At 66.2% G+C, this 24,420-nt stretch carries 22 protein-coding genes; 15 read left to right on the forward strand and 7 right to left on the reverse strand.

Annotated elements, in window-relative coordinates; genetic code table 11:
* Window positions 1-17: 17 nt before the first annotated feature.
* From OIK44_RS17750 to OIK44_RS17760, 3 genes are all read right to left on the reverse strand, one after another.
* The gene (locus OIK44_RS17750; protein WP_273672592.1) at window positions 18-854 is read right to left on the reverse strand and encodes an HDOD domain-containing protein; all 837 of its coding nucleotides are present in this window, start codon (window positions 852-854) and stop codon (window positions 18-20) included.
* A gap of 161 nt (window positions 855-1,015) precedes the next feature.
* Entirely contained in the window at window positions 1,016-1,297 is a 282-nt protein-coding gene (locus tag OIK44_RS17755) for a hypothetical protein (protein ID WP_273672594.1), read from the reverse strand.
* Window positions 1,294-1,788 (reverse strand): MarR family winged helix-turn-helix transcriptional regulator, encoded by a 495-nt coding sequence (locus tag OIK44_RS17760; protein WP_273672595.1) that lies wholly within the window; start codon window positions 1,786-1,788, stop codon window positions 1,294-1,296. Before OIK44_RS17760 ends, OIK44_RS17755 begins: the two co-directional genes overlap by 4 nt.
* A gap of 100 nt (window positions 1,789-1,888) precedes the next feature.
* Between OIK44_RS17760 and OIK44_RS17765 the strand changes: the two genes are divergently transcribed.
* From OIK44_RS17765 to OIK44_RS17815, 12 genes are all read left to right on the forward strand, one after another.
* Window positions 1,889-2,803 carry a DMT family transporter gene (locus tag OIK44_RS17765; protein WP_273672596.1) on the forward strand — a complete coding sequence of 305 codons (915 nt, stop codon included), beginning with the start codon at window positions 1,889-1,891 and terminating at the stop codon, window positions 2,801-2,803.
* 68 nt (window positions 2,804-2,871) lie between these two features.
* Window positions 2,872-3,819: a GlxA family transcriptional regulator gene (locus OIK44_RS17770; RefSeq protein ID WP_273672597.1), complete on the forward strand. Its 948-nt coding sequence runs from the start codon at window positions 2,872-2,874 to the stop codon at window positions 3,817-3,819.
* A gap of 138 nt (window positions 3,820-3,957) precedes the next feature.
* On the forward strand, window positions 3,958-5,199 hold the full coding sequence (astC, locus tag OIK44_RS17775; RefSeq protein WP_273672598.1) for an acetylornithine/succinylornithine family transaminase: 1,242 nt from the start codon (window positions 3,958-3,960) through the stop codon (window positions 5,197-5,199).
* 63 nt (window positions 5,200-5,262) lie between these two features.
* Window positions 5,263-6,294: an arginine N-succinyltransferase gene (locus OIK44_RS17780; protein WP_273672599.1), complete on the forward strand. Its 1,032-nt coding sequence runs from the start codon at window positions 5,263-5,265 to the stop codon at window positions 6,292-6,294.
* A gap of 12 nt (window positions 6,295-6,306) precedes the next feature.
* Entirely contained in the window at window positions 6,307-7,362 is a 1,056-nt protein-coding gene (gene astA, locus OIK44_RS17785; protein ID WP_273672601.1) for an arginine N-succinyltransferase, read from the forward strand.
* Window positions 7,355-8,824 (forward strand): succinylglutamate-semialdehyde dehydrogenase, encoded by a 1,470-nt coding sequence (gene astD / locus OIK44_RS17790; protein WP_273672603.1) that lies wholly within the window; start codon window positions 7,355-7,357, stop codon window positions 8,822-8,824. Before astA ends, astD begins: the two co-directional genes overlap by 8 nt.
* A 9-nt stretch (window positions 8,825-8,833) precedes the next feature.
* Window positions 8,834-10,174: an N-succinylarginine dihydrolase gene (gene astB / locus OIK44_RS17795; protein ID WP_273672605.1), complete on the forward strand. Its 1,341-nt coding sequence runs from the start codon at window positions 8,834-8,836 to the stop codon at window positions 10,172-10,174.
* A gap of 204 nt (window positions 10,175-10,378) precedes the next feature.
* Window positions 10,379-15,085, forward strand: coding sequence for an NAD-glutamate dehydrogenase domain-containing protein (locus OIK44_RS17800; protein WP_273672606.1), 4,707 nt, complete (start codon window positions 10,379-10,381; stop codon window positions 15,083-15,085).
* 4 nt (window positions 15,086-15,089) lie between these two features.
* A complete protein-coding gene (locus OIK44_RS17805) occupies window positions 15,090-16,112 on the forward strand; it encodes a succinylglutamate desuccinylase (RefSeq protein ID WP_273672607.1) in 1,023 nt (340 codons plus the stop codon).
* Between the two features lie 6 nt (window positions 16,113-16,118).
* Window positions 16,119-16,376, forward strand: coding sequence for an RNA 2'-phosphotransferase (locus tag OIK44_RS25710; protein ID WP_420213863.1), 258 nt, complete (start codon window positions 16,119-16,121; stop codon window positions 16,374-16,376).
* A 169-nt stretch (window positions 16,377-16,545) separates the two neighbouring features.
* Window positions 16,546-17,451 carry a DUF2167 domain-containing protein gene (locus OIK44_RS17810; RefSeq protein WP_273672610.1) on the forward strand — a complete coding sequence of 302 codons (906 nt, stop codon included), beginning with the start codon at window positions 16,546-16,548 and terminating at the stop codon, window positions 17,449-17,451.
* A 15-nt stretch (window positions 17,452-17,466) separates the two neighbouring features.
* Window positions 17,467-18,249, forward strand: coding sequence for an AraC family transcriptional regulator (locus OIK44_RS17815; RefSeq protein ID WP_273672611.1), 783 nt, complete (start codon window positions 17,467-17,469; stop codon window positions 18,247-18,249).
* Here OIK44_RS17815 and OIK44_RS17820 read toward each other — a convergent pair.
* Both OIK44_RS17820 and OIK44_RS17825 read right to left on the reverse strand, forming a co-directional pair.
* Window positions 18,246-18,623 carry a helix-turn-helix domain-containing protein gene (locus tag OIK44_RS17820; protein ID WP_273672612.1) on the reverse strand — a complete coding sequence of 126 codons (378 nt, stop codon included), beginning with the start codon at window positions 18,621-18,623 and terminating at the stop codon, window positions 18,246-18,248. The genes OIK44_RS17815 and OIK44_RS17820 overlap by 4 nt on opposite strands.
* Window positions 18,624-18,803: 180 nt before the next feature.
* The gene (locus OIK44_RS17825; RefSeq protein ID WP_273672614.1) at window positions 18,804-19,427 is read right to left on the reverse strand and encodes a LysE family translocator; all 624 of its coding nucleotides are present in this window, start codon (window positions 19,425-19,427) and stop codon (window positions 18,804-18,806) included.
* Window positions 19,428-19,621: 194 nt separating this feature from the next.
* Here OIK44_RS17825 and OIK44_RS17830 point away from each other — a divergent pair, with 194 nt between their 5' ends.
* The gene (locus tag OIK44_RS17830; RefSeq protein WP_273672615.1) at window positions 19,622-20,131 is read left to right on the forward strand and encodes a DUF1993 domain-containing protein; all 510 of its coding nucleotides are present in this window, start codon (window positions 19,622-19,624) and stop codon (window positions 20,129-20,131) included.
* 39 nt (window positions 20,132-20,170) lie between these two features.
* On the opposite strand, the gene OIK44_RS17835 is transcribed toward OIK44_RS17830, so the two are convergent.
* A complete protein-coding gene (locus OIK44_RS17835; protein WP_273672616.1) occupies window positions 20,171-20,707 on the reverse strand; it encodes a glycine zipper 2TM domain-containing protein in 537 nt (178 codons plus the stop codon).
* A gap of 195 nt (window positions 20,708-20,902) precedes the next feature.
* Window positions 20,903-22,072: a globin domain-containing protein gene (locus OIK44_RS17840; protein WP_273672617.1), complete on the reverse strand. Its 1,170-nt coding sequence runs from the start codon at window positions 22,070-22,072 to the stop codon at window positions 20,903-20,905.
* Between the two features lie 239 nt (window positions 22,073-22,311).
* Here OIK44_RS17840 and OIK44_RS17845 point away from each other — a divergent pair, with 239 nt between their 5' ends.
* Both OIK44_RS17845 and OIK44_RS17850 read left to right on the forward strand, forming a co-directional pair.
* On the forward strand, window positions 22,312-22,770 hold the full coding sequence (locus OIK44_RS17845; RefSeq protein ID WP_273672619.1) for a RidA family protein: 459 nt from the start codon (window positions 22,312-22,314) through the stop codon (window positions 22,768-22,770).
* Between the two features lie 80 nt (window positions 22,771-22,850).
* The gene (locus OIK44_RS17850) at window positions 22,851-24,287 is read left to right on the forward strand and encodes an amino acid permease (RefSeq protein ID WP_273672621.1); all 1,437 of its coding nucleotides are present in this window, start codon (window positions 22,851-22,853) and stop codon (window positions 24,285-24,287) included.
* The last annotated feature ends 133 nt before the right edge of the window (window positions 24,288-24,420 follow it).

A 24,420-nucleotide genomic window follows, 5' to 3' on the forward strand; every position in this document is an offset into this window, starting at 1 on the left:
TTTTTTGGGGCTAAGCTTTACAGCATCAGCACGGCCAGCAGCGATTTCACTTCGGCGGCCGATTCGGCCATGATACTGTTGAGCGTGCCTTCGCCGATTTCGCAGTCGATGGTACGGGCCGCCTGTACGCTGGTCGCGCCCGGGCTTTCGTGCAGCGGCGAGGCCACCGGCGCCAGGTCGTTGGCCAGCAGCAGGGTGTCGCCGAGGTTTTCCGGCGGCAGCGCGCGGAAGCCTTCCCACAGGGCTTCGACCGAGGCCAGCACCGCTTCCGGTATCACCAGTTTCGTCAGCACGCCGCGGCCGATGGCTTGTTCGCCGTGTTCGACCCAGTCTTCCGGCTCGCCGTCGAGGATGCCGGGGAACTCGGCCGCGCGCGACAGCATGTAGAAGCCGCCCACTTCGTGGACGATGCCGGAAAATAGCGCCGTGTCCGGATCGACCTTGGTGACGCGGCGGGCGATCACCTGGGCCAGCGCGGCCACATGGGCCGTGTGCTCCCACAACTGCGCCACCTTGGCCTTGATCAGCGGATCGCTGATGCTGCTGCCCAGCTGGCGCACGATCAGCGCCGCCACCAGCGATTGCAGCGTGCGCACGCCCATGCGCTGCACGGCCGCGCGCACGCTGGCGATTTCGTTGCCGGAGCGGTTGTAGGCGACCGAGTTGGCGATCGCCACGGTGCGCGCCGCCAGCAGCGGGTTGGCTTGCACCAGCTTGGCCGCGTCGTCGATGTGGCAGTCGGGGTCGCTCAGCGCTTGCTGCAGCTTGAGGGAGGCGTCCACGCTGGTGGGGAACGTCAGCTCACCGCGGCTCGCTTGAGCGGCGATGCTTTTAAAGGCGTCGAGTCGGTTCATCGAAAAAATTATACTCGCAATATTTCCTCTTGGAACTTTTTTGATAATTCATTGCGGACATTTTTTTCGCTGCCGGCGCCGCATGGCATAAGGGGGAGCGCCGGCCGCTTGCCGCGGCCGTCGCTCCCCCTCTGCGCTCACTGTGGCGAGCGCGGCGCCGCTCAGACTTCGCTGAAGATGGCGTCGCAGCCGTCCTGGGTCGAGTCGGTGTCCTGCAGTTCGTCGACCAGGCCCAGGTCGAACAATTCCTCGATCGCGTTCATGAAACTGTTGTGCTTGGTGGCGCCGATCAGGCGGTAGATTTCGCCGGCTTCGTTGCGGATGCCGATGATCAGCTTTTCCTGGCGCACCAGCTCGGGCGTGCTGGCGTTGAGCAGCAGGTTGCCGATGATGTGCTTGTCAAAATGTGCCGGCTTTTTGCCTTCGAGCAGTGTCGTTTTCAATATCTTTCCTTTTCTTTCTTGTCTGTGGAGGTGCGGGGTGCCCGGCTTGCGCCGGGGATGCTGCGGCCTGCGGCGATGAGTTGCTTGAGCCCGGACAGGGTCTGTTCCAGGCTGGCATAATCGGCGTCGCTGAAATGCGCGAAGACTTTGCCGCCTTCCGCCGTGACCTTGGGAAACACGTCGGCGAAGACGCGTTCGCCGTTGCCGGTCAGGCTCACGAAGTAGGAGCGCTTGTCGTCGCTGTTGCGCGCGCGCGCGACCAGGCCCTTTTGTTCGAGCCGGTCGATGACGCCGGTCAGCGTGCCCTTCGTGATCAGGGTCTTTTCGCCCAGTTCCTTGTAAGCCATGCCGGGCGTGTTGCCCAGCGTGGCAATGATGTCGAACTGGGCGTGCGTCAAGCCGAACTGGCGCACGTGCTCGCCCGACAGTCGCTCGAAGCCTTGCATGCATTCGGCCAGCAGCCGGATACTTTTTAAATATCGTTCACCCATGGGCGTGATTATAGCCTGCGCGGCGGTTCGCAATTTGTTGCCGGCGCGGGTAACATAGCGTTTACCGTTGATAGATACACATCTACTTGAGACTTCCCCTATGACCCATCAGTTCCGCGGTATCCTGGCCCTGCTGCTCGTCACGCTGGTGTGGGGCACGACTTTTCCGGCCATGAAAAGCCTGACCGCGTACTTCTCGCCGATCTGGATCGTCTGCATCCGTTTCATGCTGGCCAGCGTGCTGATGCTGCCGTTTTTGTGGCGCGCCAGCCTCAGGGATTGCAAGGCCGGCGCCCTGGTCGGCGCGGTGCTGTTTATCTGCTATGTTTTCCAGGTGGAGGGCTTGGCGCTGACGACCTCCAACCGCAACGCTTTTATCACCGGGCTGAACGTGCTGGTGGTGCCCCTGCTCGGCTATGCCGCCGGCAAAAAGCCGGAGCGCCGCATCGTCATCGCCCTGGCGCTGGCGCTGGCCGGCTTGTTCGTGCTGTGCTCGGACGGCGACGCCAGCTGGAGCCGCGGCGACACGCTGGCGCTGCTGGCCGCCTTTACCTTCGGCCTGTATGTGAAGATGATGGAGGGCGCCACCCGCACGGTGGATGCCTTGATGGCGCTGACGGCGATGCAGATCGTCACCGTGGCGTTGTGCGCGGCCCTGTGGCTGCTGGTGCGCGAAGTGCCGCGCACGCAGATCGAGCTGGGCGCCGACGCGCTCGACTACTGGCGCTACATCGGTGGCGGCGTGCGCGCCTACGCCGCCAATTTCCTCTACCTGGGCGTGCTTTGCACGGCCGGCATCATCGCCCTGCAAACCTGGGGGCAGCGCCACAGCACGGCCAACGAGGCGGCCGTGATCTACGCCTTCGAGCCCGGCGCGGCGGCGTTTTTCGCCTACTTCTGGCTGGGCGAGGTGATGACCGGCCAGGCCTGGGTGGGCGCCGCTCTGCTGATCTCCGGTATGATAGTAAGCCAATGGAATTCCGAGCGGCCGGCCGCCGCCCTGGTGCCCGAGTAGCGCCGTCTTTCCCTTACCCTTCCCGCTACGCCACCTGACAACCATGCCGATGCCCGTTCGCCCCGCCGATGTCCTTCGCTAACCTGTCCCGCATCGGCCTGGACAAGCCCCTGCGCGTGTTGCTGGTCAACGCAGGCGAGGCCGACGCCATCACCTGGGCCGGGCTGGTGCAGCCGCTGCGTCTGTGCGCCGCCGCGCTGGGGCCGCAAACGCTGCAACTGCTCGTGCGCACGCCGGCGCAACTGGCCGCCGAGGCGCCCGGCCACTGGCACGTGGCGCTGCTGGTGGCCGATGAAACCCAGGCCGCCCTGCCCGCCGAGCTGTGCCGCGCGGTGATCGAGCGCTGCCGCTCGGCGCCGTTCTGGGGCGGCGTCGGCGCCGGCGTGCTGTGGCTGGCCGACGCCGGCGTCATGGACGGCGTGCGCATCGCCCTGCCGTGGGCGCTGTACGCCGACGCCGAGGCCAAGGCCGAGCGGGCCATCCTGACGCCGCACCTGTTCGAGATCGACGGCCCGCACCTGACCTGCTGCGGCGGCGCCGCCAGCATCGACTTCGCGCTGACGCTGATCGAGACGCTGTTCGGCGCCGACGCCCAGGCCCACGTCAAGGAGGCGCTGTGCATCGACCACGTGCGCGGCAAGGAGGAGCGCCAGCGCGTCGCCCTGCAAGCCCGTTTCGGCGTGCTGCAGCCGAAGCTGTCCGAGGCCGTCACGCTGATGGAGGCGAATATCGAGGAGCCGCTGTCGACCGACGACATCGCCAATCTGGTCGGCTTGTCGCGGCGCCAGCTGGAGCGCCTGTTCAAGCAGTACCTGGGCAGCCTGCCGTCGCGCTATTACCTGGAGCTGCGCCTGCAGCGCGCCCGCCAATTGTTGCAGGGCACCCACAATTCCATCGTCCAGGTGGGGCTGATGTGCGGCTTTTCGTCCGGCTCGCATTTTTCGACCGCGTTCGGCGCCCTGTTCGGCCACACCCCGCGCGAGGAGCGCCAGCGCAAGCTGATGCCGGGCGGATAAGGCGGGCCGGCCGGCTTGGCGGCGGGCAAAAATGAAAATCCTTGTCGCAGATTCAAAAGAGTTTTAGCATCCCGGTTTTTATAATGCAGTACACGCGCAGCTGTCGTAGCTGCCAACGTACCTAACTTGAGGAATGCTATGAACGCCAAGCTTGATTCGTCCGTCACCGAACGTCCTGTCACCAGACAAACCTTCGACGAAGTCCTGGTTCCGACCTACGCGCCGGCGGCGATGGTGCCGGTGCGCGCCTCCGGCCTGGACCTGTGGGACCAGGCTGGCAAGCATTACCTCGATTTCACTTCCGGCATCGCCGTCACCAGCCTGGGGCACTGCGCGCCGGCGGTGGTCGAGGCGCTGACCAAGCAAATCAACACCCTGTGGCATCTGGGGAACGGCTACTCGAACGAGCCGGTGCTGCGCCTGGCGCTGGCGCTGACCGAGGCGACCTTCGCCGACCGCGCCTTCTTCTGCAATTCCGGCGCCGAAGCCAACGAGGCGGCATTGAAGCTGGCGCGCAAATACGCGCACACCAAGTTCGGCCCGAACAAGTCGCGCATCATCTCCTGCTTCAGCTCCTTCCACGGCCGCACGCTGTTCACCGTGTCGGTCGGCGGCCAGGCCAAGTACACCGAAGGCTTCGAGCCGCTGCCGCAGGAAATCAACCATATAGCCTATAACGACATCGAAGCGGCGCGCGCCGCCATCGGCGACGACGTCTGCGCGGTCATCGTCGAGCCGGTGCAGGGCGAGGGCGGCGTGGTGCCGGGCGATGCGGCCTACCTGAAAGAGCTGCGCGCGCTGTGCGACAAGACCGGCGCGCTGCTGATTTTCGACGAGGTGCAGAGCGGCATGGGCCGCACCGGCGAACTGTTCGCCTACATGGGCTACGGCGTCACGCCGGACATCCTGACGGCCGCCAAGGCGCTCGGCAACGGCTACCCGATCGGCGCCATGCTGACCACCCATGAACTGGCCGCCACGCTGGGCGTCGGCACCCACGGCACCACCTACGGCGGCAACCCGCTGGCGGCGACGGTGGCCTTGACCGTGCTGGAGACGATCAACACGCCGGCCTTCCTGGCGCGCGTCAAGGACGCCAGCGCCAAGCTGGTCGCCATGCTGCAGGGCCTGATCACCGACTATCCGCACATGTTCTCCATCGTGCGCGGCTCCGGCCTGCTGCTGGGACTGGTCGTCAGCGACGCCTTCAAGGGCCGCGCCAAGGATATCCAGAAGGCCGCCGAAGCCCAGGGCCTGATGGTGCTGATCGCCGGCATGGACGTGGTGCGCCTGGCGCCGGCGCTGATCGTCTCCGACGCGCAGATCGCCGAAGCCGGCCGCCTGCTGCGCCTTGCGCTGGACGGCATCAAAGCCGCTTAATCGCACCGTTGTCATCCGGGCCCGCCGCAACCGCGGCGGGCCCAAGCACTTTAGGGAGCTCACATGTATGTTGTCCGTCCGGTAGAACTTGCGGATATTGCGGCTCTGGAATCGCTGGCTGCAGTGACCATGCCGGGTGTCCATACCCTGCCGAAAACGCGTGAAAAGATCGCCGCCTCGGTGGAGCGTTCCATTGCCTCCTTCGCCGCCCATGTCGACATTCCCAGCGAGGAGTCGTACCTGTTCGTGCTCGAAGCCGTGGCCGACCGCAGCATTGCCGGCACCGCCGCGATCTTCGCCTCGGCCGGCTCGAACGGCACCTATTTTTCCTTCCGCAACGACGTCATCCAGCAAGTCTCGCGCGACCTGAACATCAGCCACAGCGTGCATGCGCTGACGCTGTGTTCGGAGCTGACGGCGTATTCGCAGCTGTCCGGTTTTTACGTGCGCAATATGGAGCAGGCCGGCCTGGAGGCGGCGCTGTTGTCGCGCGCCCGCCTGCTGTTCGCCGTGCTGGCGCCGCACCGTTTCGGCGACCGCTTTTTCGTGCCGCTGGCCGGCATCACCGACGCCGACGGCCAGTCGCCGTTCTGGGACGCGCTGGGCCGCAAATTCTTCCAGATGGACTTCCTCGACGCCGAGCGCGTCATCGGCGGCGCCCGCAACCGCACGCTGATCGTCGAGCTGATGCCGCACTATCCGGTGTATGTGCCGCTGCTGCCGGGCGACGCCCAGGCGGCGATGGGGCAAATCCACCCGAGCGGCGAGCTGGCCTTCAACCTGCTGACGGAAGAGGGCTTCGAGGCCGACGATTACATCGACATCTTCGACGGCGGCCCGATCCTGCAGGCGCACAAGAATTCGCTGCGCTCCTTCACCGGCTCGGTGACGCGGCGCGTGGCCGACGGCATCGCGCCCAGCCGTTCCGGCCTGAAGGTGAACTACGCGGTGGCCTCCGGCGTCGAGCAGAACTTCCGCGCCGTCACCTTCGCCTGCGACCCGCTTGAGGCGGCCGACGCCATCGGCCTGCCGAAGGAGCTGCTCGACGCGCTGCAGGTGGCGCCGGGCGACAACGTGGTCTGCGTCAGAATCTAAAGTGAGAACCCTATGCTAGTTGTACGCGCAATCAACGAGTCCGACCTGGACGCCCTGTACGGCCTGGCCAGCCAGGTCGGCACCGGCATGACCACGCTGAAACCCGACATGAAGATGATGGGCGACCGCCTGGCGATCGCCTGCGCCTCGTTCGCCGAGAGCATTCCGCCCGAGAAGCGCGACTATATGTTCGTCATGGAGGACACCGACACGGGCCGCCTGGCCGGCGTGTGCGCGATCAAGGGCGCGGTCGGGCTGGAGGAGCCGTTCTATAACTACCGCATCGGCACGCTGGTGCATTCGAGCCGCGAGCTCGACGTCTTCACGCGCATGGAGACGCTGTACCTGTCGAACGACCTGACCGGTAGCACCGAGCTGTGCTCGCTGTTCCTGCACCCCGATTACCGCAGCGGCACCAACGGCAAGCTGCTGTCGAAGAGCCGTTTCCTGTTCATCGCCCAGTTCCCGCACCTGTTCACCGAAAAGCTGATCGCCGAGATGCGCGGCTACCAGGCGCCGGACGGCAGCTCGCCGTTCTACGAGGGCCTGGGGCGGCATTTCTTCAAGATGAATTTCGACCACGTCGACGACTTGACCAGCCTGGGCAAGAAGTCCTTCATCGCCGAGCTGATGCCGCGCCAGCCGCTGTACGTGGCCTACCTGCCGGAGGAGGCGCAGGAAGTGATCGGCAAGGTCCACCTGAGCACCGCGCCGGCGCGCCGCCTGCTGGAGCAGGAGGGCCTGTATTTCGAGGGGTATGTCGACATCTTCGACGCCGGTCCCGTGCTGCAGGCGCGCGTCTCCGAGCTGCGCGCGATGCGCGAGAGCGCGCTGAGCGTGATCGACGCCGAGGCCGGCGCCGACGCCGCCTGCGGCGCGGCCGTCGAAGCCGAGCCCTATCTGGTGTCGAACACCGATTTGAAAAATTTCCGCATGATCGTCTCGGCGGCCAATCCGGTCAACGGCAGGATCGCCCTGCCGGAGGCGGAACAACAACTGCTGCGCTGCCGCGCCGGCGAGCCTGTGCGCACGCTGTCACTCAACTTGAGGAAGAACCCCCATGTCTAATCCATCCAACTTCATCAACGGCGAATGGCTCGCCGGCAGCGGCCCCGAGCTGGTCACGATCGACCCGTCCAACGGCCGCCAGACCTGGTCCAGCCAGCAGGCCAGCGCGGCCGACGTGGCGCAGGCCTGCGCCGCCGCGCGCGCCAGTTTCGAGGCTTGGGCCGCGCGTCCGCTGGAGGAGCGCATCGCCGTTTGCACGCGCTTCCGCGACCTGCTGAAGGAAGACGCGGAAGAGCTGGCGCTGCTGATCTCGGAGGAGGTCGGCAAGCCCCTGTGGGAGTCGCACACGGAAGTGGCGACGATGGCCAACAAGGTGGATATTTCGGTGCAGTCCTACGGCGCGCGCACCGGCCTAACGCAGAGCAAAATCGCCGACGGCGACGCCGTGCTGCGGCACCGTCCGCACGGCGTCTTCGGCGTTTTCGGCCCGTACAACTTCCCCGGCCACCTGCCGAACGGCCACATCGTGCCGGCCCTGATCGCCGGTAACACGGTGGTCTTCAAACCGAGCGAATACGCGCCGCGCAGCGCCATCAAGACGGTGCAACTGTGGCAGCGCGCCGGCGTGCCGGCCGGCGTCATCAACCTCGTCAACGGCGGCCGCGACAGCGGCGTGGCGCTGGGCCAGAGCGAGCTGCTGGACGGCGTGCTGTTCACCGGCAGCTGCCAGACCGGCATCAGCCTGCACCGCCAGTTCGGCGGCCAGCCGGGCAAGATGCTGGCGCTGGAAATGGGCGGCAACAACGCCCTCGTCGTGTGGGACGTGAAAGACGTCGACGCCGCCGTGCACCACGCGATCTTCTCGGCGTTCGTCTCGGCCGGCCAGCGCTGCACCTGCGCGCGCCGCCTGGTGGTGCAGGACACGCCGGCCGGCGCCGCTTTTGTCGCGCGGCTGGTGGAAGTGGCGTCCAACATCGCCATCGGCGCCTCCGACGCCCAGCCGCAGCCCTTCATGGGTCCGGTGGTGTCGGCCGCCGTCGCCGCCCGCCTGGTGCAGGCGCAGGCCGACATGGTCGCCAAGGGCGGCAAGACGCTGCTGCAGATGCGCCATCTGGCCGCCGCAACCGGCTTCGTCTCGGCCGGTATCGTCGACGTCACCGACGCCAAGGGCATCCCGGACGAGGAGTGGTTCGGCCCCTTGCTGCAGGTGGTCCGCGTGGCCGATTTCGACACCGCGCTGAAAGTCGCCAACGCCACCGAGTTCGGCCTGGCCGCCGGCCTGTTGTCGGACGACGAGGCGCTGTGGAAAACCTTCCTGCTGCGCGCCCGCGCCGGCATCGTCAACTGGAATCGCCCGACCACTGGCGCGGCCAGCACGGCGCCGTTCGGCGGCATCGGAAAATCCGGCAACCACCGTCCTAGCGCATACTATGCGGCGGACTACTGCGCCTACCCGGTCGCCTCGATCGAGAACGGCGTGCTGGAAATGCCGGCCAAGCTGTCGCCGGGCCTGACCTTCTAAGGAAAGCACATGCAAAGCGCACGCGAATTCAACTTCGACGGCCTGGTCGGCCCGTCGCACAATTACGCCGGCCTGTCGTTCGGCAACGTCGCCTCGTTCAGCAACGTCAAGAGCGCCTCGAACCCGAAGCAGGCCGCCCTGCAGGGGCTGGCGAAGATGCGCGCGCTGGCCGCGCGCGGCTTCGCCCAGGCGCTGCTGCCGCCGCAGGACCGGCCCAACTTCCGCCTGCTGCGCAGCCTCGGCTTCGGCGGCAGCGACGCCGACGTGCTGGCGCGCGCCTACAAGGAAGCGCCGGTGGTCCTGGCCTGCGCCTACTCGGCCTCGGCGATGTGGACGGCCAACGCCGCCACCGTCAGCCCGTCGGCCGACAGCGTCGACGGGCGCGTCCATTTCACTCCGGCGAACCTGAACAACAAGCTGCACCGCTCCTTCGAGCACGCGCAGTCGGCGCGCACGCTGCGCGCGCTGTTCGGCAACGAGCGCCACTTCGTCGTGCACGACGCGCTGCCGGCGACGCCGGCCTTCGGCGACGAGGGCGCCGCCAACCACACCCGCCTGGGCGCCGGCCACGGCGCGGCGGCGGTGGAGATGTTCGTCTACGGCCGCGCCGAATTCGACCCGTCGGCGCCGGCGCCGACGCGCTATCCGGCGCGCCAGACGCTGGAGGCGTCGCAGGCGGTGGCCCGTTTGCACGGCCTGAATCCGGCGCGCACCGTCTACATCCAGCAGAACCCGGACGTCATCGACCAGGGCGTGTTCCACAACGACGTGATCGCGGTCGGCAACGGCAACGTGCTGTTCTATCATGAGCAGGCGTTTGCCGACGAGCTGGCCAGCCTGGACCAGCTGCGCCGCGCGATGGCCGGCGTCGGCGCCGAGTTGACGGCGCTGCGCGTCGACACCGGCCAGGTGGCGGTGGCCGACGCCGTCGCCAGCTACCTGTTCAACAGCCAGTTGCTGTCCAAGGCCGACGGTAAGATGGCCCTGGTGATTCCGCAGGAGTGCCAGGAAAACCAGGCCGTGGCGCGCTACCTTGACGGCCTGGTCGCCAGCGGCGGCCCGGTCGACGAACTGATTCATTTCGACCTGCGCCAGAGCATGCGCAACGGCGGCGGGCCGGCCTGCCTGCGCTTGCGCGTGGCCCTCAGCGACGACGAGGCGAACGCGATGCACCAGGGCGTCGTGATGAACGAGGCGCTGTACCACACGCTGGTGGCCTGGGTCGAGAAACACTACCGCGACCGCCTGGCGCCGAGCGACCTGGCCGACCCGGCGCTGGCGCTGGAAGTCCATGTTGCCCTTGAAGAACTGACGAAGATCCTCAACTTACCGGGTTTATACGATTTATAAGCGCCGGCGACGGCGCCGCTTTGCACACAGAATTTTGGCGATTCGCGGCCCGGCGCCGCGGATTCAGATCGTTGGATGAAGACTGCTTCCGGCAACGGAAGATAAAATTTGGGCGGCTACCCGCTGTCTCTTGACACCTTGCTGCCTGATCGCCACAAGCAAAAACGGCAGCGATGGAATTCACATACCGCAATGGAGAGCTAGATGAAACAAATGCCACAAGATTTGCGTACCCAAACCCTTGACCTGGTCAACGCCAGCAAGCCCGCCGCCGACAGCAGCCAGGTCGCGGCCCTGATCAGCGCCTGGCTCGGCTCCCTCGACGAGGAAGACCTGTCCGACATCGCGCCCGACAGCCTGGCGCCGGTGCTGTGGAATGGTTTCTCGCAAGCGGCCAAACGTGCCGGCAACGCCTGTCAGATCGCGACGCTGCGCTACGCCGACGGCCGCGGTGGCATGGCGACCGCCCTGCTGATCCTGAACGACGACATGCCGTATCTGGTCGACTCGATTGTCATGGCGATGCGCAAGCAGCACGTGGCCGTGCGCGGTGTGATGAATTCCGTGCTGGCCGTGCGCCGCGCCGCCGACGGCAGCGCCAGCGCCGTCGGCCAGGCCGGCGACGCCCACGAATCCTATGTATTGTGCCTGCTGGCCGAAGACCTGGAGGCCGGCGAACTCGCCGCCCTGGTCGGCGCGCTGGAGATGGTCGCGCGCGACGCCGCCGTGGTGCGCCGCGACGCCGCCGCGATGGCCGAGCGCGTCACGGCCATCGCCCAGGACGCCGCCACGCACGGCGCCGAAGGCCAGGAGGTGGCCGCCTTCCTGGAATGGATCAAGCACGACGGCTTTGAGCTGTTCGGCTACGCCTACTACAGTGTCAAGCCGGGCGTGCGCGAACTCGAACGCGACATCCCCAGCCGCATCGGCGTGCTGCAGGACACCGCGCATCCGATCTACGGCACCTGCCTGGCCAATATCCCGGGCGACTTCGACACGCTGTCGAAGCGCGCCTCGACGCTGTCCATCGTCAAGGCCGACGTCGCCGGCACGCTGCACCGCGACCAGCAGCTCGACTTCATCGGCGTGCGCCACACCGACGCGCAAGGCGCGATCCTCGGCGAGCATTGCTTCGTCGGCCTGTTCACCCGCGCCGCCACGGCCAGCCCGCTGGCCAGCCTGCCGTTCGCGCGCGGCCGCGTCGCCGAGGTGTTGAGCCTGGCCGGCGTGCGCCAGCAGGGCTTCCGCGCCGAGAAGTTCCGCGAAATCCTCGACTCGCTGCCGCGCACCGAAGCGCTGGAGGCGGACCTGGAATGGCTGGCGCAAGTGTGCGGCTCCGTGGTGTCGCTGTACAAGCAGCCGCGCACCAAGGTGTTCGCCCGCCGCGACGTGTATGCGCGCCACCTGAACGTGCTGGTCTACCTGCCGCGCGAGCGCTACAGCGCCAGCGTCGCCGCCGCGCTGGCGAAAGCCCTGCAGGCCAGCTCCGGCGCCAGCCACGTCAGCTCGCAGACGCTGGTGGCCGACGGCCCGCTGGCGCGCCTGTACCTGATCGCCCACGCGGCGCGCTACCCGCTCGACCTGGAAAGCGACATCCAGCAACCGCTGCTGTCGGTGCTGGACGGCTGGCACACCGGCTTCGCCACGCTGGCCGACGCCGTGTTCGACCTGCCGATGCGCGCCAGCCTGCGCAAGCTCGGCGCCAACCTGCCGCTTGAATATGTCGCCGCCACCGCGCCCGCCGTCGCCTTCCGCGACCTCGGCGCGATCCTGCGCAACACCGACCCGGCCCGCGTCGCCGTGCGCGTCGAAGTCGGCGATGTCACCACCATCCGCCTGTACTCGGTGGACCGGGTGCCGTCGCTGTCGACCATCCTGCCGGCCCTGCACAACGCCGGCGTGGCGATCGACCGCGAACAGGCTTACTCGATCAACGCCGCCGACGGCAAGCGCCACTTCGTCACCAGCCTGACGGTGGACGCCGCCAGCGCCGCGAAACTGGCGCTGCCTTCCGTCGTCGCCGTGGCGCAGGAATTGTTCACGCAGCTGTTCAACAACGACGCCGAGGACGGCCGCCTGAACGGCCTGGTCATCGAGGGCGGCTTGAGCACCCGCGAAGTGCAGCTGGTGCGCGCCTACATGAGCTACTGGCGCCAGACCGGCAGCCGCTTCTCGGTGCGCTACATCGCCGATTGCCTGCGCAAGCAGCCGGCCCAGGTCAAGCAGCTGGTGGACGCCTTCCTGCAGCGCTTCGACCCAAGCCTGAGCGAGGCGCAGCACGCCGACGCGCAGGAAGCGGTGGCGCTGCTGAAGAGCCGCCTGGCATCGGTGAACCACGCCGACACCGAGGAAATCCTCGGCGCGCTGGCCGACCTGATGCTGGCCACGCTGCGCACCAACTACTACCAGAACGCCCAGCAGGGCGACAAGATCATCTTCAAATTCGACACCAGCAAGCTGGCGCTGGTGCCGGAACCGCGTCCGTACCGCGAGATTTTCGTCTTCTCGCGCCGCTTCGAGGGCGTGCACCTGCGCGGCGGCCCGGTCGCCCGCGGCGGCCTGCGCTGGTCCGACCGCATGGAAGACTACCGCACCGAAGTGCTGGGCCTGGTCAAGGCGCAGATGGTGAAGAACGCCGTCATCGTGCCGGCCGGCGCCAAGGGCGGTTTTGTCTGCAAGATGATGCCGAAGGACGCGGTGCGCGAAACCATCGCGGCTGAAGGCGAGGCGGTCTACCGGCTGTTCATTGCCAGCCTGCTGGAAGTGACCGACAACCGCGTGCTGGGCAATATCGTCGCGCCGACCGACACGGTCTGCTACGACGCCGCCGACCCGTATCTGGTGGTGGCCGCCGACAAGGGCACCGCGACCTTCTCCGACATTGCCAACGGCATCGCCGTCAAGCGCGGCTTCTGGCTGGGCGACGCCTTCGCCTCGGGCGGCTCGAACGGCTACGACCACAAGAAAATGGGCATCACCGCGAAGGGCGCGTTCGAGGCGGTCAAGCGCCACTTCTACGAAATGGACCACGACCTGAACACCACCCCGATCACGATGGTCGGCGTGGGCGACATGTCGGGCGACGTGTTCGGCAACGGCGTGCTGCTGTCGCGCCAGTTGAAGGTGCTGGCCGCCTTCGACCACCGCCACATCTTCCTCGACCCGGCTCCGGACGTCGCCGTCTCCTTCGCCGAGCGCGAGCGCATGTTCGCGCTGCCGCGCTCCTCGTGGGACGACTACAACAAGGACTTGATCTCGGCCGGCGGCGGCGTGTTCCCGCGCAGCGCCCGCTCGATCGAGCTGTCGCCGCAGATCCGCGCCGCCCTCGACATCGAGGAAACCGCGCTGGCGCCTGAAGAATTAATGCACCGCATCCTGCTGGCGCCGGTCGACCTGTTCTACAACGGCGGCATCGGCACCTACATCAAGGCGTCGACCGAAAGCCACGCGCAAGTGAAGGACCGCGCCAACGACAACATCCGCGTCGACGGCAACCAGCTGCGCGCCAAGGTCGTGGCCGAGGGCGGCAACCTGGGCGCGACCCAGTCGGGCCGCATCGAGTTCGCGCTGGCGGGCGGGCGCATCTTCACCGATGCGATCGACAACTCGGCCGGCGTGGATTGCTCCGACCATGAAGTGAACGCGAAGATCTGGCTCGACGTCGAAGTCAACGCCGGCAAGTTGAGCGAGGCGGAGCGCAATCGCGTGCTCTTCGACATGACCGGCGACATCGAGCGCCTGGTCCTGCGCGACAACACGCTGCAAACCCACCTGCTGGTGCGCGAGCTGCAGGCGCAGACGGACGGCGCGGTGCAGGACGGCTACGCCGCCCTGATCGCCAGCCTGGAAGAAGAGGGCGCGCTGTCGCGCGAGCTGGAGCAGTTGCCGACGGTGGCCGAACTGGCGCGCCGCAAAGCCGACGGCCGCGGCCTGACGACGCCGGAACTGGCGGTCGTCATCGCCAACGTCAAGAACCGCTTCAAGCGCATCCTGTCGGCGCTGCCGCTGACGGACGCCAGCTGGGCCGAGCCTATCCTGAAACCGTACTTCCCGGCCCTGCTGGTGGCCACCCGCGGCGCGCTCGATCACCCGCTGGCGAACGCCATCCTGGCCACCGTGCTGGCCAATGAGGCGGTCAACCGCTGCGGTCCCCTGATGCTGCGCGACCTGGCCACCGAGCATTCGGTGGACGAGTCCGGCGTCATCCTGGCGTGGGGCCAGGCATGGTCGGCGCTGCACCTGGCGCCGGTGTTTGAGGCGCTCGATGCGGACGCGCTGAACGTGCCGCGCGCCGTCTCGATCAAGGTCGACGCGCGCACCCGCGTGCTGCAAAAAGCGATGATCGAAGGCGTGCTGTCGGTGCCTGCCGAGCAGTTGCGCAGCGCCGGCGGCGTCGCCGAACTGACCCGTCTGTTCAGCCTGCCGGCAACCGTCGCTGGGCTGATGCCGGCCGACGGCCAGGCGGACGCCGACCAGACGCCGGGGCTGCGTCCGGCCTTCGCGCACGCCTGGAAAGCGGTCGACGCCATCGAGGCGGTGGCGACCTTCGTGTTCTCGGCGTTGTCGGTGACGCGTCCGGCCGGCATGGACCTGGCGGCCTTCCTGCAAGTGGGCATGGCGCTGCGCGGCCAGGCCGGCATCGACACGCTGGAGCGCGGCCTGAAGCTGGTCCCGCACAGCAAATCGCAAGAGCAGTTGCGCAACTACGCGCAGCACGCGCTGCGCCGCACGCAGCAACGCCTGCTGACCCAGGTGCTGGAGCGGGCGGCCGGCGGCGGCAACGCCGGCGAGGCGGTCGAGGTGGTGACCAACACGCTGGGCCTGTCGGGCTATGCGCTGGCCACCGATCTGGAGCAGGCGATGCTGGACGTGTGGGCCTTGTCGGAAGCGACCACGGCAGTGGCGGCATAACAGGATGAGCAAAGCCGAAACACTGGCTGCCAACTCCGCCACCGCGCCCGCGGTTGCGGAGGCGGTGCGGGCCCTGGCCGACGCCGACTTCAGCGCGGTCGCCAAACTGTTTTCCGAGGCCGGCTTCGCTGTGGCGCTGCCGGCGCCGGGTATCTTGCAAATCAAGGCGGCCGGCGCGCGGCGGCGCGCCAGCGTGCTGGTGTCGGTCGGCGTGCACGGCGACGAAACGGCGCCGATCGAAATGCTGGCCCAGCTGCTCGACGCGCTGTCGCGCCAGGCGCAGGCGCTGGCCGTCGACCTGATGGTTTGCGTCGGCAATGTCGGCGCCATCCGCGCCGGCAAGCGCTTCATCGACGCCGACCTGAACCGCATGTTCCGCGCCGAGCGCGGCGCGCTGGCCGACGCCGTCGAGGCGCAGCGGGCCGACGCGATGATCGCCGCCACCGAAGCATTCTTCGCGGACGCCGGGCCGGTGCGCTGGCATCTGGACCTGCACACGGCGATACGGCCGTCCGTCTACCCGACGTTCGCCATCGTGCCCGAGCTGATCGCCGACGCCGCCAAGGCCGGGCTGATCGGCTGGCTGGGCCAGGCCGCCATCGGCGCCATCATCATGAACCCGCAGTCGGCCGGCACCTATAGCTATTATTCGGCCGAGCACTGCGGCGCCGCCGCCAGCACGGTCGAACTGGGCCGGGTCGGCACCTTGGGGCAAAACGACCTGAGCCTGTTTGCCGACGTCGCGCTGGCGCTGGACGGCTTGTTGCGCGGCGCGGCGCCGGCGCCCGCCAAGACGGCGTCGCACGTGTTCAAGGTGGCGCAGGAAATCATCAAGCTGAGCGATGACTTCCGCATGGCCTTCGACCGCAGCACGCAGAACTTCACGTCCTTGCCGGCCTACGCCGTCATCGCCAGCGACGGCGACACCGTCTACACGGTGCGGCACGCCGAGGAACTGGTGGTGTTTCCGAACCCCGACGTGCGGGTCGGTTTGCGCGCCGGGCTGATGGTGGTGCGGGTATCCTGAGTATTTTTGTCGAGTCATCCAGAAGGGGCAGTCGATCTCGGGCTGTCGCCGGCGGAGCCGCCCGCCACCTTGTATCACGGGACGGCCGAGCGATTTATCGCCTCGATCAAGGAGAGCGGATCGCGTCCGGGTGCGCGTAAGCATGTTCGCCTGTCCAGCGACCTGGATACGGCAGTCCGGGGCGGCGCCAGACATGGCGCGCCGGTCGTGTTGACTGTGCGCAAGGGCAGGTGTTTTATCTGTCGGAAAACGGTGTCTGGCTGACGGACGATATCGAGTTACGGCATATCGAATTTCCGCTTGCCTCAGCACGCAGTGTATTTTTCGGGGCAATGCCAGCCGCAATGGCGGCATAAAATTAGCTAATTCGTAAACATTTGACCTAAAATGATGCCTTGTGGCTATTTTTCAACCCGTTTACGATGGCTTTCCCATGCTGAAAAAACTTCTTGCAGCCGTGCTGTGTCTTTCCCTGTCCGGCCTGATGGCCGCCGCCCACGCGGGCGACGCGCCCGCCGCACCGAAGCAGAGCGCCGAGCAGTTCCTCGCCTCGTTGAATTTCCAGCAGGGCAAAATCACACTGCAAGACAATATCGCCACCCTGGACCTGCCCGCCACGTTCCGCTACCTGTCGCCGGCCGACACGGAGCGCGTGCTGGTCGACGCCTGGGGCAATCCGCCCGGCGCCAAGTCGCTGGGCATGATCGTGCCGGCCAAGGTCAGCCTGCTGGAGCGCGCCGGCTGGGGCGTGATCATCACCTATGACGAGGATGGCCACGTCAAGGACGGTGACGCCGACAGCATCAAGTACGACGAATTGCTCAAGGAGATGCAGCAGTCGGTGCTCGACAACAACGCCGAGCGCAAGACGCAGGGCTATCCGGCCGTGCAACTGGTCGGCTGGGCGGAGCGTCCCAGCTACGACAAGAACGCCCACAAGCTGTACTGGGCCAAGGAACTGGCAATCGACGGCGCCGCCAGCCATTCGCTGAACTACAATATCCGTGTGCTGGGCCGCAAGGGCGTGCTGGTGCTGAACGCCATCGCGGGCATGGGCCAGATCGCCGAAATCAAGAAGGAAATGCAGCATGTGACGGCATTCACCGACTTCACGCCCGGCCAGCGCTATGCCGATTTCGACAGCAAGACGGACAAGGCGGCCGAGTACGGCATCGCGGCGCTGATCGCGGGCGGCGTGGCGACCAAGCTGGGCCTGTTCGGCAAGTTGTTCGCCTTCCTGCTCGTCTTCAAAAAATTCCTGCTGATGGGCGTGATCGGCCTCGTCGCGATGATCGCCAAGTTTTTCGGCCGCAAGAGTAAAGTGAATCTGGACAAATAATCCCGTTGGGCTTGCATGCAAAGCGATAAGCAGATTGAGCAGTGGAACGCGGTGCACGGCGCCGATATCGAGCTGGTACGGGCGAGCATGGGCGTGTGCGGCCTGGATGGCCATTTCCACGACCGCTGGTCGATCGGCTTGATTGTGCGCGGCGTGTGCCGCTTCAACAGCGGCGAGCGGCAATACCGGGTCACGCCGGCGGACATCTTCATCATCCCGCCCTATGAGGTGCACCGCTGCGGCGCCGCCAGCGACGACGTCATGTATCAAGTGATGTATGTGGCCGACGCGGCGTTGGCGGCGCTGGCGCCGCACCTGAAATGCTGCGTCGAGGGCAGCCATCTGCGCACCAAGTCCTTGCCGGAGCCGGTGATTGCGCTGTTGCGCGCGGTCACAGCAGCGGACGGGGACGTGTCGGCCGTGCGCGCAAGCTTGCATCGGCTCGACGCGTTTTTCCGCGGCGCGGAGACGGCGGGCCAGGCCCGGAGCGCGCATCCGCTGCAAGAGGTGTTGCACCGGGGCTGGGACCTTGCCATCGACCTCGGCGCGGCGGAATGCGCCACCGTGTACAGCCGCTGGCACGGCATCCGCACCTTCCAGCGGCAGATAGGGCTGTCGCCGCGCCTGTATCTGCGCCAGCTGAGGGCGCTCAAGGCGCGCTATCTGCTTCAGCAGGGCAAGTCGCTGGCCGAGGTGGCGCATGCCCTGCATTTTGCCGACCAGGCGCACTTTTCCCGCGTGTTCAAGAGCGTCTTCGGCGTATCGCCGGGCAAGCTGCAGCGCGTGATGCGTCGTTAAGCGGCGAGGACCGTTTTGCCGGCCGGTTTGATCAGCATTTCCGCCGGAATCCCCAAGCCTGCGTGGAGCCGCCAGATCATGGACAAAGTGAGGGCGCGTTTTCCGTTGAGCACTTCATATACCCGATTCAAGCGCCCGATCATTGGCGTCAAATCCTTCGGCGTTAAGCCTTTTTGTTCCATGATGAATTTGATCGCGTCGACCGGATCTGCCAGTTCCATTGGGAAATGGCGGGATTCGTAAGCCTCCACCAAGGTCGCCAGAATATCCAGCCGGTCGCCTTCAGGGGTGTCGATGTCAGCCGCCATCAGGGTTTCAATTTCTTGCAGCGCCGCACGGTGGTCCGCTGCCGTCTTGATAGGTTGAATGTCCATCAAATGTCTTCCTTCAGATTGTTTGCGCATCAATCGCGTCGTATTATTTATAGGTGCTAAAGAATTTGACAAAAACAATACCGTGCGAATAGTTGATAGAGGTCTAAGATTGACACTGAGCGCCGCCGGCGCCAGCTTGTCCCTCATGTGCGCTAATACCCGGTATTGCCGATGAGGTTGTCAGAGGAATAGGCTGAACACGGACAACAGCAGCAGCAGCGCCATCCCCATATTGAGACGGCGGATCAGTGTCGCGCTACCAAGCAGATTTTTTGCGCTGGCACCCAGCATGGCCCACGCTGAAAACGAGATAAAGCACATCAGCAGAAACAGCAAGGTCATGCCGAAGACGCTGTTCCGATACGCTGCGCCGGGTACGGTGTAGGTGGCAACACCGGCGCTGGAGGCGAGCCAGGCTTTGGGGTTCAGCCATTGCGCCAGCGCACCGTCCCAGAAGGTTGGCGGTTTTTTCAGTGTGATGTCGCCGCCATCGCCGGCCGCCCGGAACAGCTTGTAGGCGAGGTGGCAGAGGAACAGGCTGCCGCCGGCTTTGAGCGCGACGAGCAGCCATGGCGCGGCGCGCAGCAGTTCGCCCAGGCCCATGCCTATGGCCAGCAGCAACAGGGAAAAACCCAGCGTCGCGCCGGTGATTTGCGGCAGCGTGCGGCGCAGGCCGAAACGCATGCCGGACGACACCGCGACAAAGTTGACCGGCCCTGGCGAGGCGGAGCAAACCAGGGCATACAACGCAACCGGCAGCCATATGGCGTGCAGCGCTTGCAGTTCGGCGGGAGACGGATTCATGGTGTTTCCTGAATGGGGAGGGAAGCCATATTGTGCGGACGGGCGCCGCCCGCGTCTTGAACGCAGTTGCGCTTTGGCGTGATGGGGCAGCGCCGATTGCCGGGGTGGGCAGCGTGCCGGCCGCGCTTGCGCTACACTCGACTGGCGCGCCGATTCCCGGTGCGCGCCTCAGCCCACACAACAGGAGTTTCCCCATGTCTTTATCGATGTATCAGGCGTCCGTTCCCGTATTCGTGCGCGGCCTGGAGGTGTTGTCGACACTGCTGGAGAAGGCTTTGGCGCACGCCGAGGAGGGTGGGATCTTGCCCGAGGTGTTGCTGGGCGCGCGGCTGGCGCCGGACATGCTGCCGTTGACGGCCCAGGTGCAGCGCGCCAGCGATACGTCCACCTTGTCGGTGGAGCGCCTCAGCGGCGTGGCCGCGCCCAAGTTCGAGGACAGCGAGGTGTCGTTTGAGCAGTTGCAGGAGCGTATAGCCAAGACGCTGGCCTATCTGAACAGCGTCAGCGCGGCGCAAATGGAGGCCAGCGAGGACCGCGCCATCGCCTTGAACTTCGGCTCTTTTCAACCCTCGTTCAAGGGGGATGAATACTTGTTGACGTTTGCCTTGCCGAATTTCTTCTTCCACATCGTCACTGCGCACGGCATCTTGCGCAACAACGAGGTGCGGGTCGGCAAGCTCGATTACCTCGGCCCCTACGACTGAGGCGCCGGCCGCAGTACAGCACGGCGGCGCGGCGTATCGTCAGCGCTGCGGTTGCTGCTGCAGTTGTTTTTGCGCTTCGTTGCCGAGCATGCCGCCGCCGATCACGCCGGCAATCGTCGCCAGCGTCTTGCCGCGTCCGCCGCCGACCTGATTGCCGATCAGGCCGCCGATGACGGCGCCGGTGCCGATGCCGACGTAGTTCGGTTGCGCGGGGGCCGGCTGTGGCGCCTGCTGGTAGTTGCGCTCGCCGGAAGGCTGGTAAGAGCGCTCGTCGTGCGAATGGGGCGCTTGCGCTACCTGCTTGCTATGCTGCACCCGTGGCTTGCGCGCGGCCGGCGCCGGTGCCGGAGCGGCATCCTGCGGTGCGCTCTGGGCCAGCATGGCGGCGGCTGCGGCGGGCGCCGTTGCCGGATTCGCCGTCAGGCTGGTGTCGGCCGGCTTGACTTCGCCGTGCGAGCTGGGCAGCAAGCCGGCGATCGCCGCCGCGCCCACCAGGCTGACTATGGTGACGGAAATCGCGGCGCCGGCCATCAAAGGGTGGATGCGGCTGGCGGTCCGGATGGTGGTGGTGGTCATGGTGATCTCCTTGAATGGGTGGGCGATTGCATGTGTTTAGATTAACGCTCTCGGCCTTGTCGAGATAGCCATTGCGCTGTATCAAAAGTAAGCAGGTGTAAGCTCCCGGCATAAGTCCCTGGCGTAAGTCCCCGGCGTAAGTCCCCGGCGTAAGCCACTGGCGGCTTGCATGGCCGCCAGCCCGGCCCGACAAATTTAGACGTCGAGGGCGTCGGGTCCGAATACTTCGCGGTGCAGGCGCTGCGGCGGCACGCCGGCCGCCAGCAGACCCTGCCATTGCGCGCGCATGAAGCCGACCGGCCCGCACAGGTAGACCTCGGTTTCGCCGCGCGGCCACGAAGGCAGGCGCGCCGCCTCCATGCGCCCCGAGGCCGGATCGGATTCATAGAAGGTGAGCACTTGCAGGTTCGGCATCGCGGCGCGGACGGCGGCGACGTCGGCCTGGTGGGCGTGGTGGGCCGGATCGCGCGCGGCGTGGGCGAAGATGACGTAACGGCCGGGATTCACGGCGGCGATGCGCTTCAGCGCGGCGATCATCGGGGTGATGCCGACGCCGGCCGACAGCAGCACCAGCGGCGCCGACGACTCGGTGTCGGGCGTGAAGTCGCCGAAGGGATGGCTCAGTTGCAGCACGCCGCCGACCTCGACATGTTCGTGCAGCCAGTTCGACACTGCGCCGTCCGGGCCGTTTTCGCCGGCGCGCTCGCGCTTGACGGAAATGCGCAGCGGCGCACCGGGCGCGTCCGACAGGCTGTACTGGCGCAACTGGCGGCGGCCGTCGGCGAAGGTGACGGCGACGCTGACGTATTGTCCAGCCTTGAACGGAGGCGCGGGCCGGCCGTCGCTTGGTTCCAGCGTGAAGGAGCGCACGTCCACGCTTTCCTGCCGGATCGCCGTCACGCGCATGGGGCGCAGCTCGCCGGGGCTGGTGCCGGAGCCGGCATACATTTTCTCTTCCGCGCTGATGAACAGCCGCGCCAGCGAGCCGTAGGCTTCCTCCCAGGCCGCCAGCAGGGGCGGGCTGGCGGCGTCGCCCAGCGTCTCGGCAATGGCGCCGAGCAGGTAGTGGCCGACGATGGGGTAGTGTTCCGGCTTGATGCCGAGCGAGACGTGCTTGTGGACGATGCGTTCTATCACCGGCAGCAAGGCGCCCGGATTGTCGATGTTGGCCGCGTAGGCGAACACGGCCGCCGCCAGCGACTGCTGCTGCGCGCCGTTGGCCTGGTTGCCCATGTTGAACAGGTTGTACAGTTCGGGATGGGCGGCAAACATGTTGCGGTAAAAGGTCGTCGTGATGGCGACGCCGTGTTCGCGCAGGACCGGCACGCTGGCTTCGATGTAGGGACGGGAAGTGGCGGAGATCATGGTGGGGTTCCTCGGTTGGGTTGGACATGGTGTTCAGGGCAGGTCGCCATAAACAGGCATGTATAGTACATGTTTACGCACGCATCTGCTGAATTGCCCCACCCATTCCAGATTTTCCACTGAATATGCAAGTTTATACGTGAACTAATGCTGCTATATAGGCAATATGATGGGTCTTCTTATGGGCGGCCGTTGCCGCTTGCCTATGCCACAGATCACTGTTTACTTGGAGAAATAACATGTCGTTTTATGAAAAGCTGAAGGCCCTGAACATCGAACTGCCCGTCGTGGCCGCGCCGGCCGCCGCCTACGTGATGTATGCGCAAACCGGTAACACGGTGTTCCTGTCCGGCCATCTGGCCAAGAAGGATGGCAAGATCTGGGTCGGCCAGTTGGGCAAGGACATCGGCACGGAAGAGGGCAAGTTGGCCGCCCGGGCCATCGCCATCGACCTGATGGCCACGCTGCAGACGGCCTGCGGCGGCGATTTGAACCGCGTCAAACGCATCGTCAAGGTGATGAGCCTGGTTAACTCGACCCCCGACTTCACCGAGCAGCACCTGGTGACGAACGGCGCCTCGGAACTGCTCGCCGAAGTCTTCGGCGAACAGGGCAAGCATGCCCGCTCGGCCTTCGGCGTGGCGCAAATCCCCTTGGGCGCCTGCGTTGAAATCGAATTGATCGCCGAACTGGCATAATGTTGCCGCGCCGGCACGGTGGCGCCGCGCAGCGGCGCCCCGGGCACCGATACACACAATAAAAAGATGGAGACATAGCAATGAAAGCGAGTGAACAAGGCTTGCACCGCGGCCTCGGCGAACGGCAAATCCGCCTGATGGCGCTGGGCGCGGCCATCGGCGTCGGCCTGTTTTTGGGTTCGGGCAACGCGATCAAAATGGCCGGCCCCGGCATCATGCTGTCCTATATCATCGGCGGCGCCGTGATCTTCATGATCATGCGCGCGCTCGGCGAAATGGCGGTGCACAATCCGGTGGCGGGCTCCTTCAGCCGCTACGCGCAAGACTACATCGGCCCGCTGGCCGGCTACCTGACGGGCTGGAATTACTGGTTCCTGTGGCTGGTCACCTGCGTCGCCGAAATCACCGCCGTCGCCATCTACATGGGCGTCTGGTTCCCCGACATGCCGCGCTGGCTCTGGGCGCTGGCCGCGCTGGCCACGATGGGCTCGGTCAACCTGCTGGCCGTCAAGGCTTACGGCGAATTCGAGTTCTGGTTCGCGCTCATCAAGGTCGTCACCATCGTGCTGATGATTATCGGCGGCACCGGCATGATCGTCTTCGGCCTGGGCAACGACGGCGTCGCCGTCGGCATCGCCAATCTGTGGAGCCACGGCGGCTTCTTCCCGAACGGCGCCCAGGGCGTGCTGATGTCGCTGCAGATGGTGATGTTCGCCTATCTCGGCGTCGAGATGATCGGCCTGACGGCCGGCGAGGCGGCCAATCCGAAAAAATCGATTCCGGACGCCATCAACTCGGTGTTCTGGCGCATCCTGATTTTCTACGTCGGCGCCCTGTTCGTGATCCTGTCCATCTACCCGTGGAATGAAATCGGCACCCAGGGCAGCCCCTTCGTGATGACCTTCGAGCGCCTCGGCATCAAGACGGCGGCCGGCATCATCAACTTCGTCGTGCTGACGGCCGCCCTGTCGTCCTGCAACGGCGGCATCTTCAGCACCGGGCGCATGCTGTACAACCTGGCGCAGCAGGGCCAGGCGCTGCCGATGTTCGCCAAGACCACGGCCAGCGGCGTGCCGCGCCGCGCCATCCTCGTGTCGATGGTGGCCTTGCTGTTCGGCGTGCTGCTGAACTACCTGGTGCCGGAAAAAGTGTTCATGTGGGTGACGTCGATCTCGACCTTCGGCGCCGTCTGGACCTGGGGCGTGATCCTCGTCACGCAAATCAAGTTCCGCCAGTCGCTCCCGGCCGCCGAGCGCGCGGCGCTGGCCTTCCGCATGCCGTTCTGGCCGTATGGCTCGTGGATCGCGCTGGCTTTCCTGGCGCTGGTGATCGGCCTGATGGCCTATTTCCCCGACACCCGCGTCGCCCTGGTCGTCGGCCCGGCCTGGCTGGTGCTGCTGACGGTGCTGTACTACGCGCTGCGCCTGGCGCCGCGCGACATCGGCCGCGACGAGACGCCGCTGGGTTACGAGGCGGGCTCGCCGGCCGCCGAACAGTTGCTGCAACGTAAGAAGTAAGCATGGACCGGGCCGGCGCCAGCGCGCCGGCCCGGCTGCCATCGCCCCACCGCGCCGCCCGTTTTGCCGGGCGCCGCACGCATCGCCGCTTCCCCCCGCTTGCCAGCGCGCGCCGCACCGCGGCCGCCGCAGC

It is taken from the genome of Janthinobacterium fluminis, assembly GCF_028595325.1.
GTDB classification, from domain to species: Bacteria; Pseudomonadota; Gammaproteobacteria; order Burkholderiales; family Burkholderiaceae_D; genus Janthinobacterium; species Janthinobacterium fluminis.

Excerpts from the sequence above, each read along its gene's own strand:
- astC (WP_273672598.1), top strand. The coding sequence starts at position 3,958 with ATGAACGCCAAGCTTGATTCGTCCGTCACCGAACGTCCTGTCACCAGA.
- OIK44_RS17820 (WP_273672612.1), bottom strand. The coding sequence starts at position 18,623 with ATGGACATTCAACCTATCAAGACGGCAGCGGACCACCGTGCGGCGCTG.
- astA (WP_273672601.1), top strand. The coding sequence starts at position 6,307 with ATGCTAGTTGTACGCGCAATCAACGAGTCCGACCTGGACGCCCTGTAC.
- OIK44_RS17780 (WP_273672599.1), top strand. The coding sequence starts at position 5,263 with ATGTATGTTGTCCGTCCGGTAGAACTTGCGGATATTGCGGCTCTGGAA.
- OIK44_RS17840 (WP_273672617.1), bottom strand. The coding sequence starts at position 22,072 with ATGATCTCCGCCACTTCCCGTCCCTACATCGAAGCCAGCGTGCCGGTC.
- OIK44_RS17845 (WP_273672619.1), top strand. The coding sequence starts at position 22,312 with ATGTCGTTTTATGAAAAGCTGAAGGCCCTGAACATCGAACTGCCCGTC.
- OIK44_RS17765 (WP_273672596.1), top strand. The coding sequence starts at position 1,889 with ATGACCCATCAGTTCCGCGGTATCCTGGCCCTGCTGCTCGTCACGCTG.
- astD (WP_273672603.1), top strand. The coding sequence starts at position 7,355 with ATGTCTAATCCATCCAACTTCATCAACGGCGAATGGCTCGCCGGCAGC.
- OIK44_RS17750 (WP_273672592.1), bottom strand. The coding sequence starts at position 854 with ATGAACCGACTCGACGCCTTTAAAAGCATCGCCGCTCAAGCGAGCCGC.
- OIK44_RS17815 (WP_273672611.1), top strand. The coding sequence starts at position 17,467 with ATGCAAAGCGATAAGCAGATTGAGCAGTGGAACGCGGTGCACGGCGCC.
- OIK44_RS17810 (WP_273672610.1), top strand. The coding sequence starts at position 16,546 with ATGCTGAAAAAACTTCTTGCAGCCGTGCTGTGTCTTTCCCTGTCCGGC.
- OIK44_RS17800 (WP_273672606.1), top strand. The coding sequence starts at position 10,379 with ATGAAACAAATGCCACAAGATTTGCGTACCCAAACCCTTGACCTGGTC.
- OIK44_RS17760 (WP_273672595.1), bottom strand. The coding sequence starts at position 1,788 with ATGGGTGAACGATATTTAAAAAGTATCCGGCTGCTGGCCGAATGCATG.
- OIK44_RS17835 (WP_273672616.1), bottom strand. The coding sequence starts at position 20,707 with ATGACCACCACCACCATCCGGACCGCCAGCCGCATCCACCCTTTGATG.
- OIK44_RS17830 (WP_273672615.1), top strand. The coding sequence starts at position 19,622 with ATGTCTTTATCGATGTATCAGGCGTCCGTTCCCGTATTCGTGCGCGGC.
- OIK44_RS17850 (WP_273672621.1), top strand. The coding sequence starts at position 22,851 with ATGAAAGCGAGTGAACAAGGCTTGCACCGCGGCCTCGGCGAACGGCAA.
- OIK44_RS17770 (WP_273672597.1), top strand. The coding sequence starts at position 2,872 with ATGTCCTTCGCTAACCTGTCCCGCATCGGCCTGGACAAGCCCCTGCGC.
- OIK44_RS17805 (WP_273672607.1), top strand. The coding sequence starts at position 15,090 with ATGAGCAAAGCCGAAACACTGGCTGCCAACTCCGCCACCGCGCCCGCG.
- astB (WP_273672605.1), top strand. The coding sequence starts at position 8,834 with ATGCAAAGCGCACGCGAATTCAACTTCGACGGCCTGGTCGGCCCGTCG.
- OIK44_RS17825 (WP_273672614.1), bottom strand. The coding sequence starts at position 19,427 with ATGAATCCGTCTCCCGCCGAACTGCAAGCGCTGCACGCCATATGGCTG.